Origin of the sequence: Enterococcus sp. 2STP, assembly GCF_032465635.1 — a bacterium.
In the GTDB taxonomy this organism is placed as follows: Bacteria; Bacillota; Bacilli; order Lactobacillales; family Enterococcaceae; genus Enterococcus_B; species Enterococcus_B lactis.
Genome location: NZ_JAWDJH010000019.1, coordinates 24,275 through 40,851, shown reverse-complemented (window position 1 = coordinate 40,851; position 16,577 = coordinate 24,275). Strand labels below are relative to the sequence as shown.

11 protein-coding genes are annotated in these 16,577 nt (G+C 38.9%); 9 read left to right on the top strand and 2 right to left on the bottom strand.

The features are described from left to right. Positions 1 to 266 precede the first annotated feature (266 nt). Both RWU19_RS07790 and RWU19_RS07785 read left to right on the top strand, forming a co-directional pair. Positions 267 to 1,169 (top strand): deoxyribonuclease IV, encoded by a 903-nt coding sequence (locus tag RWU19_RS07790; RefSeq protein ID WP_002335980.1) that lies wholly within the window; start codon positions 267 to 269, stop codon positions 1,167 to 1,169. Positions 1,170 to 1,379: 210 nt separating this feature from the next. Continuing rightward, a complete protein-coding gene (locus RWU19_RS07785) occupies positions 1,380 to 3,155 on the top strand; it encodes a glucosyltransferase (RefSeq protein WP_123837885.1) in 1,776 nt (591 codons plus the stop codon). A gap of 311 nt (positions 3,156 to 3,466) precedes the next feature. Here RWU19_RS07785 and RWU19_RS07780 read toward each other — a convergent pair whose 3' ends face one another. After that, entirely contained in the window at positions 3,467 to 5,053 is a 1,587-nt protein-coding gene (locus tag RWU19_RS07780; protein WP_002320293.1) for an Nramp family divalent metal transporter, read from the bottom strand. A 250-nt stretch (positions 5,054 to 5,303) separates the two neighbouring features. Between RWU19_RS07780 and RWU19_RS07775 the strand changes: the two genes are divergently transcribed. The 5 genes from RWU19_RS07775 (at position 5,304) to RWU19_RS07755 (ending at position 12,497) form a co-directional block, all read left to right on the top strand. Beyond that, on the top strand, positions 5,304 to 5,528 hold the full coding sequence (locus tag RWU19_RS07775; protein ID WP_002291670.1) for a YneF family protein: 225 nt from the start codon (positions 5,304 to 5,306) through the stop codon (positions 5,526 to 5,528). A 141-nt stretch (positions 5,529 to 5,669) separates the two neighbouring features. Then, a complete protein-coding gene (locus tag RWU19_RS07770; protein WP_070770377.1) occupies positions 5,670 to 7,421 on the top strand; it encodes an ABC transporter ATP-binding protein in 1,752 nt (583 codons plus the stop codon). After that, positions 7,421 to 9,205: an ABC transporter ATP-binding protein gene (locus tag RWU19_RS07765; protein ID WP_002329480.1), complete on the top strand. Its 1,785-nt coding sequence runs from the start codon at positions 7,421 to 7,423 to the stop codon at positions 9,203 to 9,205. Before RWU19_RS07770 ends, RWU19_RS07765 begins: the two co-directional genes overlap by 1 nt. A gap of 457 nt (positions 9,206 to 9,662) precedes the next feature. Continuing rightward, on the top strand, positions 9,663 to 10,514 hold the full coding sequence (gene licT, locus RWU19_RS07760) for a BglG family transcription antiterminator LicT (RefSeq protein ID WP_123837884.1): 852 nt from the start codon (positions 9,663 to 9,665) through the stop codon (positions 10,512 to 10,514). 96 nt (positions 10,515 to 10,610) lie between these two features. Further along, the gene (locus RWU19_RS07755) at positions 10,611 to 12,497 is read left to right on the top strand and encodes a beta-glucoside-specific PTS transporter subunit IIABC (RefSeq protein ID WP_123837883.1); all 1,887 of its coding nucleotides are present in this window, start codon (positions 10,611 to 10,613) and stop codon (positions 12,495 to 12,497) included. Positions 12,498 to 12,537: 40 nt separating this feature from the next. On the opposite strand, the gene RWU19_RS07750 is transcribed toward RWU19_RS07755, so the two are convergent. Continuing rightward, positions 12,538 to 13,440, bottom strand: a complete 903-nt coding sequence (locus tag RWU19_RS07750) for a MurR/RpiR family transcriptional regulator (protein WP_123837882.1) — start codon at positions 13,438 to 13,440, stop codon at positions 12,538 to 12,540. A 229-nt stretch (positions 13,441 to 13,669) separates the two neighbouring features. Between RWU19_RS07750 and RWU19_RS07745 the strand changes: the two genes are divergently transcribed. Both RWU19_RS07745 and RWU19_RS07740 read left to right on the top strand, forming a co-directional pair. Next, complete coding sequence (locus RWU19_RS07745; protein WP_123837881.1) at positions 13,670 to 15,073, top strand: 6-phospho-beta-glucosidase; 1,404 nt, start codon at positions 13,670 to 13,672, stop codon at positions 15,071 to 15,073. Then, on the top strand, positions 15,073 to 16,506 hold the full coding sequence (locus RWU19_RS07740) for a 6-phospho-beta-glucosidase (RefSeq protein ID WP_123837880.1): 1,434 nt from the start codon (positions 15,073 to 15,075) through the stop codon (positions 16,504 to 16,506). Before RWU19_RS07745 ends, RWU19_RS07740 begins: the two co-directional genes overlap by 1 nt. Positions 16,507 to 16,577: the final 71 nt, after the last annotated feature.

Below are 16,577 nucleotides of genomic sequence, written 5' to 3'. Positions count from 1 at the left end.
AACTAATGGTTTTATTTCGCTAATTATAGCAAATAATAGGACAAAAAAACAGACAAGGCTGTTTTTGACAGGAATTTCTTTTTCGAATGAGATAAAACGTGAGGAAATGATCTTTTTTATGAAAGAGTTCTTAAGCTTTTCTTTAGAGAAAGTTTCAGTTACTATGGAGAACAGGGCAAAGAAAAACAAACCATTTTCTTTGTACATCATCTTACCAATATATAGGAATTGTTCGAAACAATTGCCTTTCAAGGAGGAATCCATCCATGTTATTAGGCTCACACGTCAGCATGAGCGGAAAGAAAATGCTGTTAGGCGCGGCAGAAGAAGCAGCCAGTTACGGATCTTCGACCTTTATGATCTATACAGGCGCTCCTCAAAATACTAGAAGAAAAGCTATCGAAGAGATGAATATTGATGCCGGAAAAGCATTTATGGCAGAAAACGGACTAACCAATATCGTCGTTCATGCGCCCTATATCATTAATTTGGGAAATACGATCAAACCAGAAATGTTTCCATTTGCTGTACAATTTCTGAGAGAAGAGATTGTTCGTGCGGAAGCTTTAGGTGCTACTCAAATTACCCTTCACCCAGGCGCTCATGTAGGAGCAGGGGCAGAAGCTGGGATTGCTAGAATTATTGAGGGTTTGAATGAAGTTTTGACAAAAGAACAGACGGCACAGATCGCTTTGGAGACGATGGCAGGGAAAGGTACGGAAATCGGTCGAACATTTGAGGAATTAGCGCAAATCATCGATGGAGTAAAATTGAATGAAAAATTATCCGTTACTTTTGATACATGTCATACGAATGATGCCGGATATAATATAAAAGAAGATTTTTCAGGTGTAATGGAAGAGTTTGATAAGGTCATCGGATTAGATCGACTCAAAGTACTCCATATCAATGATTCTAAAAATCCACAAGGTTCTCATAAAGATCGGCATGCCAATATCGGTTTTGGAACAATTGGATTTGACACATTGAACAAGATCGTCCATGATCCAATGTTTGACAACATTTCGAAAATCTTAGAAACTCCATATGTCGGCAAAGATAAAAAGAAAGCTTACGCACCATATGGAAAAGAAATTGCCATGTTCAAAGCGCAAGCATTCGATCCCGAAGTGTTCCCTGAGTTATTAGCAGAAGAAGTCACACTTTAAGTTTTCTATCTGACAGCAACAAAAAAGGATTGGGCAGTTTGCCTTGTCCTTTTTTGTTTAAGAAACAAAGAAGTGCTTTTTGCAGTCGTTTTCATCACGCTTCTTCTACCCCCTCTTTTTAAATTCAGACAAACAGGGTATACTGATAGAAAAGCAAAAAACGAAAAGATTCACAAGCAAGTAGCAAAACGTGATTGAAAGGACGAAAAGATGCTGAACACTTTAAAACCCTTGATCAACCAACTAGAAAAGAAACATACATACTTTATTCTTGGCATAGCCGTATTATTTACAATTATTCGTTTGTATTTATATAGTAAAGCAATCTATGGAACAGATATGTCGGCGACCTATGATGATCAGCTGCTGATTCACTATGCTCAAAATATTTTGGATGGTAAATGGCTAGGGGAGTATACGACTACGACACTTTCAAAAGGGATCTCCTACAGCTTGTTTTTAGTACTTGCACATAAACTGCATCTTTCTTATGCAGTTTTGTTCGGCATGTTCAGTATTCTTGCCAGCATATTGGTTGCACTAGCGTTTAAACCGATCGTGAAGAACAAGTATCTTCTTTTAAGTATCTATTTTTATTTTTTGTTTTCTCCGATTAGTTTTACACATGAGTATTCCACTCGAACGTATCGTAATGCTCTCGTGATCCCGGCTGTTGAGATCATTATCGCTTGTTTACTAGCTATTTATTACCGTAAATATAGTTCCAGCAAAAAATTGCTGCCGTGGTTTTTAGGGCTGGCTGTTTCTTTTCCTTTCTTTTGGTTCATTCGCGAAGATTCCATCTGGCTTCTTCCTTTTACTGTAGTCGCGTTAGGCATCAGTTTCGTTCAGATCTTGCTAGGACAAGACTTTTCTTTCAAAGAAGCAAAGAAGTTAAAAGAACGACCATTTCTCCTTTCGAAACAAGAATGGCTGAAACTTTCATTGTTTTTACTCCCTCTAGTCGGTTTCTCCATCGTCTATCAGTGGATCGAATATAAAAACGAGACAACATATGGTATTGCCACCATCAATGACCGTTCGAGTGGTGAATTTGGACGTTTGATGAAACAGCTGATCCGAATAGATGACGAAACGAACTTAAATAAAGAAAACAGTGAGATATGGGTCTCGCATGCTGCATTAAATAAAGCATTAGACGCATCTCCTACATTTCATACTGTTTCTACTCGTATTGACGAATTGTATACGACTCATGCGTGGACCCAAGGCGGAAAAGTAAAAGAATTACCAGGAGATATCATTTTTTGGGCATTGCGAGATGTGGTAAGCGAATCTGGTTATTACCAAAACAATGCAAAAGAAACCAATGATTTTTGGAAAAAAGTCAATCAAGAATTAGAAGAAGCCTATCAAAAGGGAACTATCAAAAAGAAAAAAGAATTCTATCTGATGGGATCAGGGGATGGAAAGACGATGAATGATCTGCCAATCGTATTTGCTTTTCTGAAATCAGGATATGCCTATGCATGGCGATACAAAGATTTCCATCAAGGGGGGAATTATAGTTTCGGGACGCAAGAACAAGTCGAACAGGCCCAAGAATTATTGAATCTTCCACTAATGGATAATTGGATCGATAGCAGTGATCCGAGAACACCTGATTTCCAGTTGACAAAAACAGCAAAAGTCGCGAATGTCATGATAAAAATTTACCAAGTTCTGGCCATTCCCGTGCTGATTGCTTCAATAGCAGGGATATTACTTATGATACTAGGAACCGTATTTGCAAAAGCTGATCGTGCCTATTATAGTTCCTCTTTGATTGTAGTCACCGGATTAATACTGACACAATTGGTTTTTCTTTTCGGCGTCTCGTGGTTTTGTTCTTATGCGCCAGAAAAAAAGGATTATTTTTTAAGTGTCTACACTGGCGCAGGCGTGCCATTAACGCAATTCATCGTAGTAACAAGCATGCTAGTTTTCAGTAAATTGAATCTGAAAAAAGCTTTATCTTCTAAATAAAAAGGGAACTGTGACAAAAGTCTTGTCGCAGTTCCCTTTTTCCGAATAAACGGTGCTCAAAAGCTTGCATCTGCGGTAATAAGTCCAACCAAGTTAAAAACATAAAAAGCTGTTTTTACTTGGCTGTTCTTATTACTTGATGCAGGACAGCTTTTTCACAACCTCTCCACTAAACGGTGTTCCAGAAGTAACTTCTTCGGAAATAAGCCGAAATTTCACAAAAATTTGAAAAGCAATTTTCGTAAATTCCTTCTTATTTCTTGAAGCTGCCCACTTCTGTCACAACCTCCTTTGTGTAAAAGAATCAGTTTCTATTCGATTTCTTCTATCGTTTCTTGCAAACGCTGTTCATATTTTTTGTTTCCTTTATATAAATCACCAATCGTCCATGCCAACAGGAGAAGGACTAGAACAATGATTACATAAGCGATTTGATCAGCCAATGCTAGTTGAGCTGAGGTGGCTTGCTCGCCGAAGAAACTTTCGATTTGACCTGGTAATCCTCGTAAGTTCAAGTAAGTCAGACTAATCACAGAGAACCAACCAAGTAGTTTTACAACAAATGAATTTTTGAATCGGCTCCCCATCTCCGCTTGGCTATTGGTCATCATCAGTAAAGGAATCATCGAGAATGGCAATGCAAAAGCCAGAAAAACTTGGGATTCATTCATCAAGTTATTCAAAGCGGTATGTTCTTCGATCGTTCCTTTTGTACTTGTAAACAAAACACAAATCAATACAGGAATCACAGAAAGCAATCGTGTGACTAGTCTTCTTAGCCAAATTGGGATACGCATATGGATGAAGCCTTCCATGATGACTTGACCAGTCAACGTACCAGTAATAGTAGAGTTCTGGCCAGAAGCAAGAAGTGCTACAGCAAATAAAGTAGACAAGATACCAGATTTTGCTACAGCAATCAAGATACCATTGCTCATAGCTGATGGATCAGATAAAGCTTCATACAGACCAAAAAAGGAAGGATCTTGGACAGAACCGGTTTTGAATACAGCGACACCCATGATCAATAGCAGTGCATTGACTAGAAAAGCCATTGACAACTGGATATTAGAATCCCAAGTAGAAAAGCGTACCGCTTGTGCTACATCTTCTTCGTCTTGGTGATCGATCTTCCGAGTTTGAGAAACTGCTGAATGAAGATATAAGTTATGCGGCATGACTGTTGCACCAATAATCCCTAAAGCTCCAGTCAGCGGAGTTTCACCACCGATGACAGGTGAGTCTGAGAATGTATGACTGTTAGGGATAAAGCCAGCAAACAAACTGTGCCAATCAGGGTTAGACAAGCCAACTTGATAGACGAAAACGAATAAAATGACGAAAATCAAGCAGACAACCAAAGCTTCGATTTTACGAAACCCGACTTTTGTCAGCAATAAGAGGACGAAAACATCTAACACAGTGATAAATACGGCAATCACTAATGGAATATCAAAAAGCAGGTAGAGGGCGATTGCTGCACCAATGACTTCTGCGATGTCTGTTGCCATAATGGCTAATTCAGTCAAGATCCATAAAATGACACCCAATGTCTTACTTGTCCGTGCTCGGATTGCTTGGGCCAAATCCATTTGGGTCACGATTCCTAATTTTGCTGCCATATATTGTAAAAGCATAGCAATCAGACTAGACATCAAAATAACTGACATCAATAAATATTGGAAATTTTGTCCACCAGTGATCGAAGTGGACCAGTTACCTGGATCCATATAACCAACTGCTACTAATGCACCTGGTCCAGAGTAAGCAAGAAGTGTTTTAAAAAAACTTTTTCCCTTGGGTACATCCACTGTTCCATTTACTTCAGCTAAAGATAAACCATTTGTATGTTCAATAAGTCGATGCTTATGAAATTGTTTGTTGGATTGATTATTCAAGAAAAAACCACCTTTCCTATTTATCTACGATTACATTCTACACCTCAGAAAGAAAAAATTAAAGAAAAAGATTCGGTATGCCTAATTTTTTTTCGTGGCGTGTCTTGCTGGTTAATGAAAGAAATTTTGTTCTTCTCTAAAAAAACCACTATTTTTTGCATGAAACTAAAGAATACGCCTTTCTTTTTTCAATAAACTTTAGTAAAATAAATCATTGAGAGCAATTCGGAAATAGAAAGGAGAGATTTATATGGTATCAACAGGTATTGTCGTACTTATTGCTATTATTGCTTTGCTAATCGGCGCAGTAGGTGGCTTTTTCCTAGCGCGTAAATATATGAAAGACTATTTAGAAAAAAATCCTCCCGTTAATGAGGACATGTTGCGATCAATGATGATGTCAATGGGGCAAAAACCATCTGAGAAGAAAATTCGCCAGATGATGCAGCAAATGAAGAACCAAGGGAAAAAATAGGTTCTGACCCAAAGACTTTTTGCGGGCTGATTTTTTCAGTCCGTTTTTTATTTCGTAATTTGTTAGACTATTCAGACTATTCAGCAAAAAAGACAAGCACAGACAATCCTATGCTCTTGATAAAGACAAAGGAGGAGTAAAATGTCGATTTTTAGAAAATTAGGTTGGTTTTTTCGACAGGAAAAGAAACATTATTTAATTGGGATTTTCTCCCTATTCGCAGTGGCCTTGGTACAGTTAGTTCCTCCAAAAGTGATTGGGATCATCATTGATGAGATTGCCGATAAAAATTTATCAATAAAGATCATTTCCTGGTGGATCTTATTATTGATCCTTGCAGCTCTCTTACAATATCTTTTTCGTTATATCTGGCGGACGAATATTTGGGGAAGTGCAGCTCGGTTGGAGAAAGAACTTCGGCAGCAGCTATTCAAACATTTTACAGAAATGGACAATCTCTTTTACCAAAAATATCGGACTGGAGATTTGATGGCTCATGCAACGAATGATTTGAATGCAATCCAAAATGTAGCAGGAGCTGGTATCTTGACCTTTGCAGATTCAGTGATCACGGGCGGAACAACGATCATTGCGATGATTTTGTTTATTGATTGGCGCTTAACACTGATTGCGCTGATTCCTCTGCCTTTACTAGCCGTTACTTCACGAGTACTGGGGTCAAAACTCCACGATGCTTTTCGTGATTCGCAAGAAGCTTTTTCTAGTATCAATGATAAGACACAAGAAAGTATTACTGGAATCAAAGTCATTAAAACATTTGGACAAGAAAAAGAAGATCTCGCGGATTTTGAAGAAAAGATTGAAGATGCAATTATTAAAAACAAACGAGTCAATTTTTTAGACTCCTTATTTGATCCATTCATTACCTTGATTATCGGTCTGTCTTATGTTGCAACAATTATTTTAGGTGGAAAGTATGTCTTGGAAGGCACGATCTCGATCGGGCAGATGGTCTCATTTATTAGCTATATCGGTATGCTTGTTTGGCCGATGTTTGCGATTGGTCGATTGTTCAACGTATTGGAAAGAGGAAATGCTTCTTATGATCGCGTCAATGAACTTTTGCATGAAAAGACGCATATCGTGGAACAACTGGGTGCAGTGCAGACCCCGGCAAAAGGCGAGCTGAATGTAGCTATTTCCTCTTTTAACTATCCGAAAGAAGAATCACCAGCATTAGAACAAATCAAATTTGCGATTCAAGAAGGAGAAACATTAGGTATTGTTGGGAAAACTGGTGCGGGAAAAACGACAATCATCAAATTACTGATGCGTGAATACGATGATTATCAAGGAAAAATCCAATTTGGCGGACGTTCGATCAAAGAATATTCATTGAATGCTTTATTAGGATCAATCGGCTATGTGCCTCAAGATCACTTCTTGTTTTCGATGACCATTCGAGATAATATCCGTTTTTCTAATCCAAAACTTTCAGAAGAAGAAGTAGAGCATGCGGCTTCTTTAGCATTTATCAACAATGAAATCAAGGAATTGCCAAAAGGTTATGATACCTTAGTTGGAGAACGTGGAGTCTCTTTATCTGGCGGACAGAAACAAAGGATTTCGATTGCTCGAGCATTGATCAAAAATCCTGAATTGCTGATCTTAGATGATGCACTTTCTGCAGTAGATGCCAAAACAGAAGAAGCTATCTTGCATAATTTAAAAGAAATAAGAAAAGAGAAAACAACCATCATTGCAGCTCACCGTTTAAGCAGCGTGATGCATGCAAAAGAAATCATTGTTGTCGATCAAGGGAAAATCATTGAACGAGGAACCCATCATGAGCTGCTTGCATTAGGCGGCTGGTATGAACGAATGTGGGAGAAACAGCAATTAGAAGCGAAGATAGAAGGAGGCGAGGCCTGATGGATGAAAATTATCAATCGGAATGGACAAAATCGATTCCACTTAAAGAACAGAAGAAGATCATCAAACGACTGATGAAGTTCGCCAAACCTTTTAGAAGAACGTTCATCGTTGCTATCTTATTTGCGTTTGCCCTGTCTGTGATCAATGTCCTATTGCCAAGGATCATCCAAACTTTTATGGATGATCATCTGGCTAAACAGTCGGCTACGACACAAGTTATTTTGTTTTTTGCTGGTATGTACTTGTTTGGAGTCATAGTCAAAAGTATCATTTGGTTTTTCCAATGGTATTTGTATTCTATGGCTTCATTGAAGACCTATCAGTATGTTCGGGTAAGATTATTTGAAAAGCTGCATACACTAGGTATGCGTTATTTTGATCAGACACCGGCAGGATCGACTGTTTCTCGAGTGACAAATGACACAGAAACGCTATTTGAATTTTGGTATGTCTTTTTGATGGTATTGACTGGGATCTTTGCAGTCGTTTCTTCCTTCATTGCCATGTTTCAAATCAATGGAGAAATTGCCTTGTGGACTTTGGTGTTCTTGCCGATTTTAGGAATCGTCATCTGGTATTACCAGAAATTCAGTTCTCGTATTTACCGGAATATGCGGGAAAAATTAAGTCAGCTGAACACGAAATTGAATGAATCGATTTCCGGCATGCGTATTATCCAGCAGTTTCGCCAAGAAGCTCGTTTAGCTAAAGAATTTGAACAAGTGAACAACGAGTATTTAGACACGCGCTATGCGATGATCAAAACGAATTCGATTCTGTTAAGTCCGATCATCAATTTTCTATATGCATTGGCGATTGCGTTGGCGTTGACTTTGTTTGGGATCGATGCGTTGCATTCTCCCGTAGAAGTTGGACTGATCTATGCATTTACGACCTATGTCCAGGGATTTTTTAATCCAATGTCTCAAATGATGGACTTTTTGAGCACCTTTACAGATGGAATGGTTGCCGGTAGTCGCATTTTGAAAATCATGGATACAGAAGAATATGCACCGCAACAAAATCCTGGAGCAGATCAAGCGATTACTTCAGGTAAGATCGAGTTTCGCAATGTAAGCTTTTCTTATGATGGAGAGCACAATGTATTGAACAATATCTCTTTTGTCGCTAATCCGGGAGAGACCGTTGCATTAGTGGGGCACACCGGAAGCGGAAAAAGCTCGATCATCAACGTATTGATGCGGTTTTACGAATTTTATGAAGGCCAGATCTTGATTGATGATCATGACATTCGAGAATATCCAATGGAAGAGTTACGTAAGAAAATGGGATTGGTCTTGCAAGATGCCTTCTTGTTTTATGGAGATATCGCAGGAAATATCCGGATGATGAATCCAGCTATCACAGACGAACAGATTCGCCATGCAGCTGAGTTTGTTCAAGCAAACAAGTTCATCGATGAATTACCAAAAGGATATCACTCAAAAGTGATCGAACACGGTGCCAGCTATTCTAGCGGACAACGACAGCTGATCACTTTTGCGCGAACAATCGTGACAGATCCTAAAATACTAGTATTGGATGAAGCGACAGCAAATATCGATACTGAAACAGAAGGATTGATCCAAGAAGGATTGACAAAAATGCGACAAGGACGGACAACGATTGCGATTGCCCATCGGCTGTCCACGATTCGGGATGCAGAATTGATTTTAGTTTTAGACAAAGGTCATATAGTAGAACGCGGGAATCATGAAACACTTCTAGCGCAAAATGGTTTGTATGCAGATATGTACAAACTGCAAAGCAGTGGTGTGTAAAAAGTGGTTGTGACAGGGCTCCGTTCAGCTTTAGGTGATAAGAAAAAAATTGTAAAAAAGGCTTTCCAGATTTTTGCATAAATTTGGCTTATCACCGATAAGCTGGTACTGGAACACCGTATATTAGAAGTTGGGACAGTAGCATAGTAGCATTTTGACCTAAGCGCTAGAGTGAAAATAAAACAGAGCTTCCCAGATTCTTCATCTGTGAGCGTTAGTGTCGTAATTACCAGATTTAAAAAAAATCACGACAGCTAGTCAGAAGTGCCCAATAGCCGCTAAGAAAGCGTTGACAAAAGCGCTTGCTTTCGATAATATAAAGAAAACGATACAACTTGGATAGTGATTGCCTGATGCAAGCTAAACCTGATGAGTCTCCCATGGTTTCATGGACGGCTTTTTGGGTTTTTCTTTTTGTTTTGGATACAGCCCTATATATCATGGAAAGGAGTAAAACATGCTGATTGAGAAAGTACTGAATAACAACGTCGTAATAACCAGAGATGAAAGAAATCAGGAAATGATCGTGATGGGAAAAGGTTTGGCATTCAAAAAGAAAGTGGGTGACCCGATTTTTGACTCATGCATCGACAAAAAATTTCAGTTGACAAATGACGGACTTTCACAACAGTTCCAAGAATTGGCACAAGCGATTCCTCTTGAGTACTTAGAAATTTCTTGTGAAATCATTGAATATACAAAAGAGGCTCTACAAGTCCAGTTGAATGATTCAGTGTATATTGCATTGACGGATCATTTGTATACGGCTATCGAACGTCACAAAATGGGAATATTTGTACCAAATGTATTGCTGTATGATATCAAACAACTATTTCCTAAAGAGTATGCCATCGGGAAAAAAACAGTGAAGAAAATCTCGGATAAATACCACATCAAGTTATCAGAAGATGAAGCCGGATTTATCGCATTGCATTTAGTCAATGCACAAGGCATTCAAAGCCAACAAGACAATACCTACCTGTTTACTACAACAATACAGGATATTCTAAATATCGTCCGCTATTACTATAAGATTACATTTGATGAAGATTCAGTCCATTTTTTTCGATTCGTCACACACCTACGTTTTTTTCTGACACGCGTCCTAGATGGAGAAAAATCAGAAGTGGGAGAAGTTTCTGAGGAATTGTTCCAGGTTATTCAAAAAAAATATAAGGATACGTTTGGTTGCGTTGAGAAAATAGCAGACTTTTTAGCCGAGGCATTCAACTACCAGATGTCCACGGACGAAAAAATGTATTTAACGATCCATACTGCGCGTTTAGTGCATGAGAATCGTTGTAAATAAATAAAAAAAGGAGGATAAATTAACAAGAACGCATGAAATAAGGGTAGTGACATTCAGTTGGCTAAACCTTCCACTAATAAATTGGAGGGAATAGAAATGAGAAAATATCAAGAATTAGCGAGCAAAATTGTAGAAAATGTCGGCGGGAAGGAAAATATCAATGGTTTGACACATTGTATCACAAGACTTCGTTTCAAATTAAAAAACGAAGAAAAAGCAAATGATGAGATCTTGAAAAATATGGACGGTGTTGTGACGGTAATGCGAGCGGGAGGACAGTACCAAGTTGTCATCGGGAATCATGTGCCAGTCGTGTTTGAAGAGGTTATAAAAGCAGGAAATCTTACTTTTGATGAGGCTGTTTCAACAGAAAAAATGAGACCGTTTGATATGCTTATTGATGGAATATCGGGATGTTTCCAGCCATTCCTTGCTATCCTAGCTGCTGGTGGGATGATTCGTGGACTGACAGCATTACTTGTCTTCTTAGGCGCATTTGACCGCGGTTCTGGCACATTTGTTATGTTTGATAATATCGGTGATTCTGTATTCCAATTTATGCCTGTTATTATCGGTTTAACAGCTGCCCGTAAATTTAAAGTAAATGAATTCGTAGGGATGTTGCTTGGCGCAGCATTAATGAATCCTAGCTTGTCGCTGGAAGCTTTGAGTGGTGCAGCAGAAGCACCACTGACGACCATATTTTCTGGTACTATTTTTGAAGCACCTATTTATCAAACAGTATTCGGCATTCCCTGGATTGCGCGTAACTACGCTTCTTCTGTCATTCCCATTATCTTTATTGTGTTGTTAGCTAGCCAAATTCAGAAGCCAATTAAAAAGTTAGTACCTGAGATGATCGCGAATTTCTTCGTTCCATTCTTCACCGTTCTTATTACAATGCCCTTAGGTTTTTTACTCGTTGGACCAGCATTCACATTCGCAACTGATATTTTAATGGCTGGATTTGAAACACTTTTAGCACTTTCGCCAGTTATTTATGGAGCAATCGTAGGCTTCTTCTGGCAAATTCTAGTGATGTTTGGTCTCCATTGGGCAATCGTACCAATGGGATTGATGCAATTTTCTGTGAATGGTTGGCAAAATATCATGACACCTGTTGCAGTAGTATCTTTTGGACAAACTGCAGCACTTACTGCACTCTACTTTAAGCTTAGAAACCCAAAAGACAAAGCAATTGCAATACCAGCCATTGTTTCTGGTATTGTGGGGATTACAGAGCCAGCTATTTATGGGTTTACACTGCCACGTAAAAAAATATTTATTTTTACCTGTGTCGGTGGTGCGTTAGGGGGCGCGTATAGTGGGTTAATGAATTTAACTTCTTGGAATCAAGGTGGACTAGGCATCTTTACAATTCCCAACTATATTAGACCAGATGGTGATTTAACAGATGTGATTAATGTATTGATTGGGATCGCCATTGCGATGGTGGTATCCTTTGCGCTGACTTTTTTCTTTTGGAAGGAGGAAGCAGGTGAAACAGATGATAGACAGAAAAGATCAGGTAAAGAAATTGTAAAAACACCGATACAAGGACAAATCGCTCCACTGAATGCAGCAAAGGATGCAGCTTTTGCACAAGGAACACTAGGTCGAGGAATCTTGATCTACCCTGAAAAAGGAGAAGTACGTGCCCCTTTTGACGGAACAGTCATGACCCTGTTCCCGACGAAACATGCAATCGGAATGGTTTCTGAAGCAGGTCTGGAATTGCTGATTCATGTCGGATTGGATACTGTTCAGTTGGAAGGGAAATATTTTGAAAGCTTGGTGCAGCAAGGAGAAAGAGTGAAACAAGGCGATCTGTTGCTCCGCTTCGACAAAAAGAAAATCGAAAAGGAAGGATACAGTTTAGAAACACCTGTGATCGTCACCAATTACATGGATTATTTAGATATTTTGGAAAATCAAGGGGAGACGGTCGGGCCAGACGATGCACTTATCACCGCACTGACCTGAACGGTTAGGTGAAAGAATGGACTAGGCTTAATTATTCTTTTTAGTCCACTTCTTTATTTTCAAAATTGAAAGGCTCTTTCATGATGGCTGAGCTGATAGGGCGTTTATCAAATTTTTGTCCTACAGAAATTAGATGGACTAAATTCTGTTGATAATTTTCTGCAAAAACACAACTATATAACACGTCTAGAAGATAACAAATCGATGTATTGATCGTAAAATTACCAATTTTTGAATACAGTCGTTCGCGTGTCGTAAGTCGCAAAGCGGCTGTACTCATTGAGGATAGCGTTGAATCACCGATACTGGTCAAAGCTAAAATTGGCACATGATTTTGTTTCAATATTTCTGCGGTACGAAGGATCACATTGTTTTCACCCGTATAAGAAATCAGAATCCCGCACATATCACTTGTGCAATTGTACGCTTCATAGAACGATTCACCAAAAGTGGTGACAATCGTGACATCCATTTTGATGCGCTTCATTTTCAGCATGAAATCTTGAGAAATCAAAGTATTCGAGTTACTGGCGAAAATCACGATTTTTTTTGCTTGAAGCATTAGTTGTTTGGCTTTTTGCAGTTGGTCATGATGAATGAGAGAAAGTGTATCTTGAATCGTCATCTGTTCTAAAGAAGCTATTTTATTTGCGATCGTCATAATACCGTCTGTGGTGGAAAAAGGAAGATTTGCATCTACGTCTTGAAAATTCCCTTCAAGATAGGCTGTTTCAGCTAAAAAAGCATTACGAAAACTGACCCAGCCATCAAAACCCATTTTTTTTGCTACACGGATGAGTGTGGACGGGTGGACATAACATCGCTCAGCAATCTCTTGGATGGTCATTTCGCCAAGTGCTGGAGAATCGCTTAAGAGAAACTGAATCACTTCATTTTCTGAAGGAGAAAAGGAGATTTCTTTGATTTTTTCACGTAATAACATGTAGATACCTTCTTCTTGTTTTTTTACGTAAATTATAACTTTTTTGAAAATGATTTGTAAACGGATTTATGTTATATAGCTTAATAAAGACATTTTTTGACAAGATATTTACAAAAATCCAGAAGAAAACACTAACTTTTGTAAATGTTACTGGAAAGAAACGAATTTCTATTGTTTGTTTTGTTTACAAAAAAGATAATAAAAGTGTAAAAAGTAAAGGAGTGAGAACATGGCAAAAGGAATCAAAATCGCTACGATTGGTGGAGGCAGCAGTTACACCCCCGAGTTGATGGAAGGATTTATCAAAAGATATGAGGAATTACCGATACGAGAAATCTGGCTCGTAGATGTAGAAGAAGGAAAAGAAAAGCTTGAGATCGTCAGTCAGATGTCTCAGCGTATGTGGGATGCTTCTCCGTATGAAGTCAAAATCTATGCAACTCTGGATCGGGAAGAAGCATTGAAAGATGCGGATTTTGTTACGACTCAGTTTCGTGTCGGTCAATTAGATGCACGAATCAAAGACGAGCGGATCCCTAGTTATTATGGGATGATTGGGCAAGAAACAAATGGTGCTGGCGGGATATTCAAAGCTTTTCGTACCGTTCCAGTGGTTTTGGCAATCGTTGAAGACATGAAGCGTTTATGTCCAAATGCTTGGCTGATCAATTTCGCGAACCCAAGCGGGATGGTGACAGAAGCAGTTATCAGATATGGCAAATGGGATAAAGTGATCGGATTATGCAATGTGCCAGTAATGGCGATGATGACAGAACCAGCAATGCTTGGCAAGAAAAAAGAAGAGCTGATCTACAAGTTTGCCGGTCTAAATCACTTCCATTGGCACAAAGTAGCAGATAATAAAGGAAATGACCGCACGGCAGAATTGATTGATCGTTTATACGATGAAGACAATGGATTGCCGAAAAATATCTTTGATATCCCGTTTTTCAAAGAACAATTAAAACAAATGAACATGATCCCTTGTGGCTACCACCGCTATTACTATCGTGAAGAAGAAATGCTGGAACATGCTTTAGAAGAATATCAAACGATTGGTACAAGAGCGCAGCAAGTGAAAGAAACAGAAGCAGAGCTGTTTGAATTATACAAAGATCCAGAGTTGGATCATAAACCTGAACAATTGCAAAAACGAGGTGGTGCTTATTATTCAGATGCTGCCTGTGAAACGATTGCTTCGATCTATGGAAATAAAGAAACACAGATCGTGGTATCTACAAAGAATGATGGAGCTGTTCCTGATCTGCCGGCAGATTGTGTAGTAGAAGTCACTGCCTATGTTGGCGCACAAGGCGCACGAAATGTAGCGTTTGGTTCCCTTCCTGCTGCTGAAAGAGGCTGGTTGCAAGTAATGAAGAATATGGAATTGCTGACGATCGAAGCAGCCGTGACTGGTGATTATGGAACAGCTTTACAAGCATTTACGATCAATCCGCTTATACGATCAGGAAAGACAGCAAAACGGATCATGGATGAGTTGTTTATTGCACATCAGCAGTATTTACCGCAATTCAAGGAAACAATCAGCCGGTTAAAAGCAGAAGGAATCGAAGTCCAAGATGAACTGGCAAGAGAATTATCAAGCAATACACATGTAATGGAGGAAGTATGATGGGATTCAGAAAAGATTTTTTATGGGGCGGTGCTACAGCAGCCAATCAATGCGAGGGCGGTTATGATGAAGGCGGACGTGGGTTAGCGAACGTAGACGTTGTGCCAATCGGAGAAGACCGTTTTTCTGTCATTACTGGAAAAAAGAAAATGTTTGAATTTGATGAGGATCATTTTTATCCAGCAAAAATTGCGATCGATATGTATCATCATTATAAGGAAGATATTGCTTTGTTTGCAGAAATGGGGTTCAAGACTTATCGGATGTCCATTGCTTGGAGTCGTATTTTTCCAATGGGCGATGAAAAAGAGCCAAATGAATCTGGGTTGAAATTTTATGAGGATGTCTTTAAAGAATGTCAAAAGTATGGGATCGAGCCGCTTGTGACGATTACACATTTTGATTGTCCGATGCATTTGATCAAAGAATATGGTGCGTGGCGTTCCAGAGAACTCGTTGGTTTTTATGAAAATCTGTGCCGAGTCATCTTCAATCGCTATAAAGGGCTTGTCAAATATTGGTTGACATTCAATGAGATCAATATGATCCTTCATGCACCATTCATGGGCGCAGGGCTGTATTTTGAAGAAGGAGAAAATGAAGAACAAATCAAATATCAAGCGGCACATCATGAGTTGGTTGCAAGTGCCATCGCAACGAAGATTGCTCATGAAGTAGATCCGGAGAACAAAGTAGGCTGTATGCTGGCAGCAGGAGCATATTATCCATACACTTGCAATCCTGAAGATGTTTGGGCTTCTAGAAAATCAGATCGAGAAAATTATTTCTTCATTGATGTCCAGTCACGAGGAGAATATCCCGCTTATGCATTGAAAGAAATGGAACGAAATGGCATTCAGATCAAAATGGAACCTGGGGATGCCGCATTGCTGAAAGAACATACTGTTGATTTTATCTCCTTTTCTTATTATTCTTCTCGAGTTTCGACTACTGACAACGAACTCTTGGAACAGACTGCAGGAAATATCTTTGCTTCTGTCAAAAATCCATATCTGGAAGCAAGTGAATGGGGTTGGCAAATTGATCCATTAGGCTTGAGAATAACGATGAATGATATTTATGATCGTTATCAAAAACCACTATTTATTGTAGAAAACGGCTTAGGTGCAGTCGATACGCCCGATGAGAATGGTTATGTGGAAGATGATTATCGAATCGACTATCTGGCAGCACATATCCAGGCAATGAAAGATGCAGTAGAATTAGATGGAGTCGATCTATTAGGCTATACGACTTGGGGATGTATTGATTTAGTATCAGCTGGTACAGGTGAGATGAAGAAAAGGTACGGATTCATTTATGTCGATCGTGACAACGAAGGAAATGGCACATTAGCCCGTTCGAAGAAGAAATCATTCAACTGGTATAAAAAAGTAATTGATTCAAATGGAGAAAATCTTTCGAATGATTGATCAATGATTTATAAAAGTCTATTGTTTTTCAGCGGATTTTTCGAGTATAATAAAGCTATTCGAGAAACGCA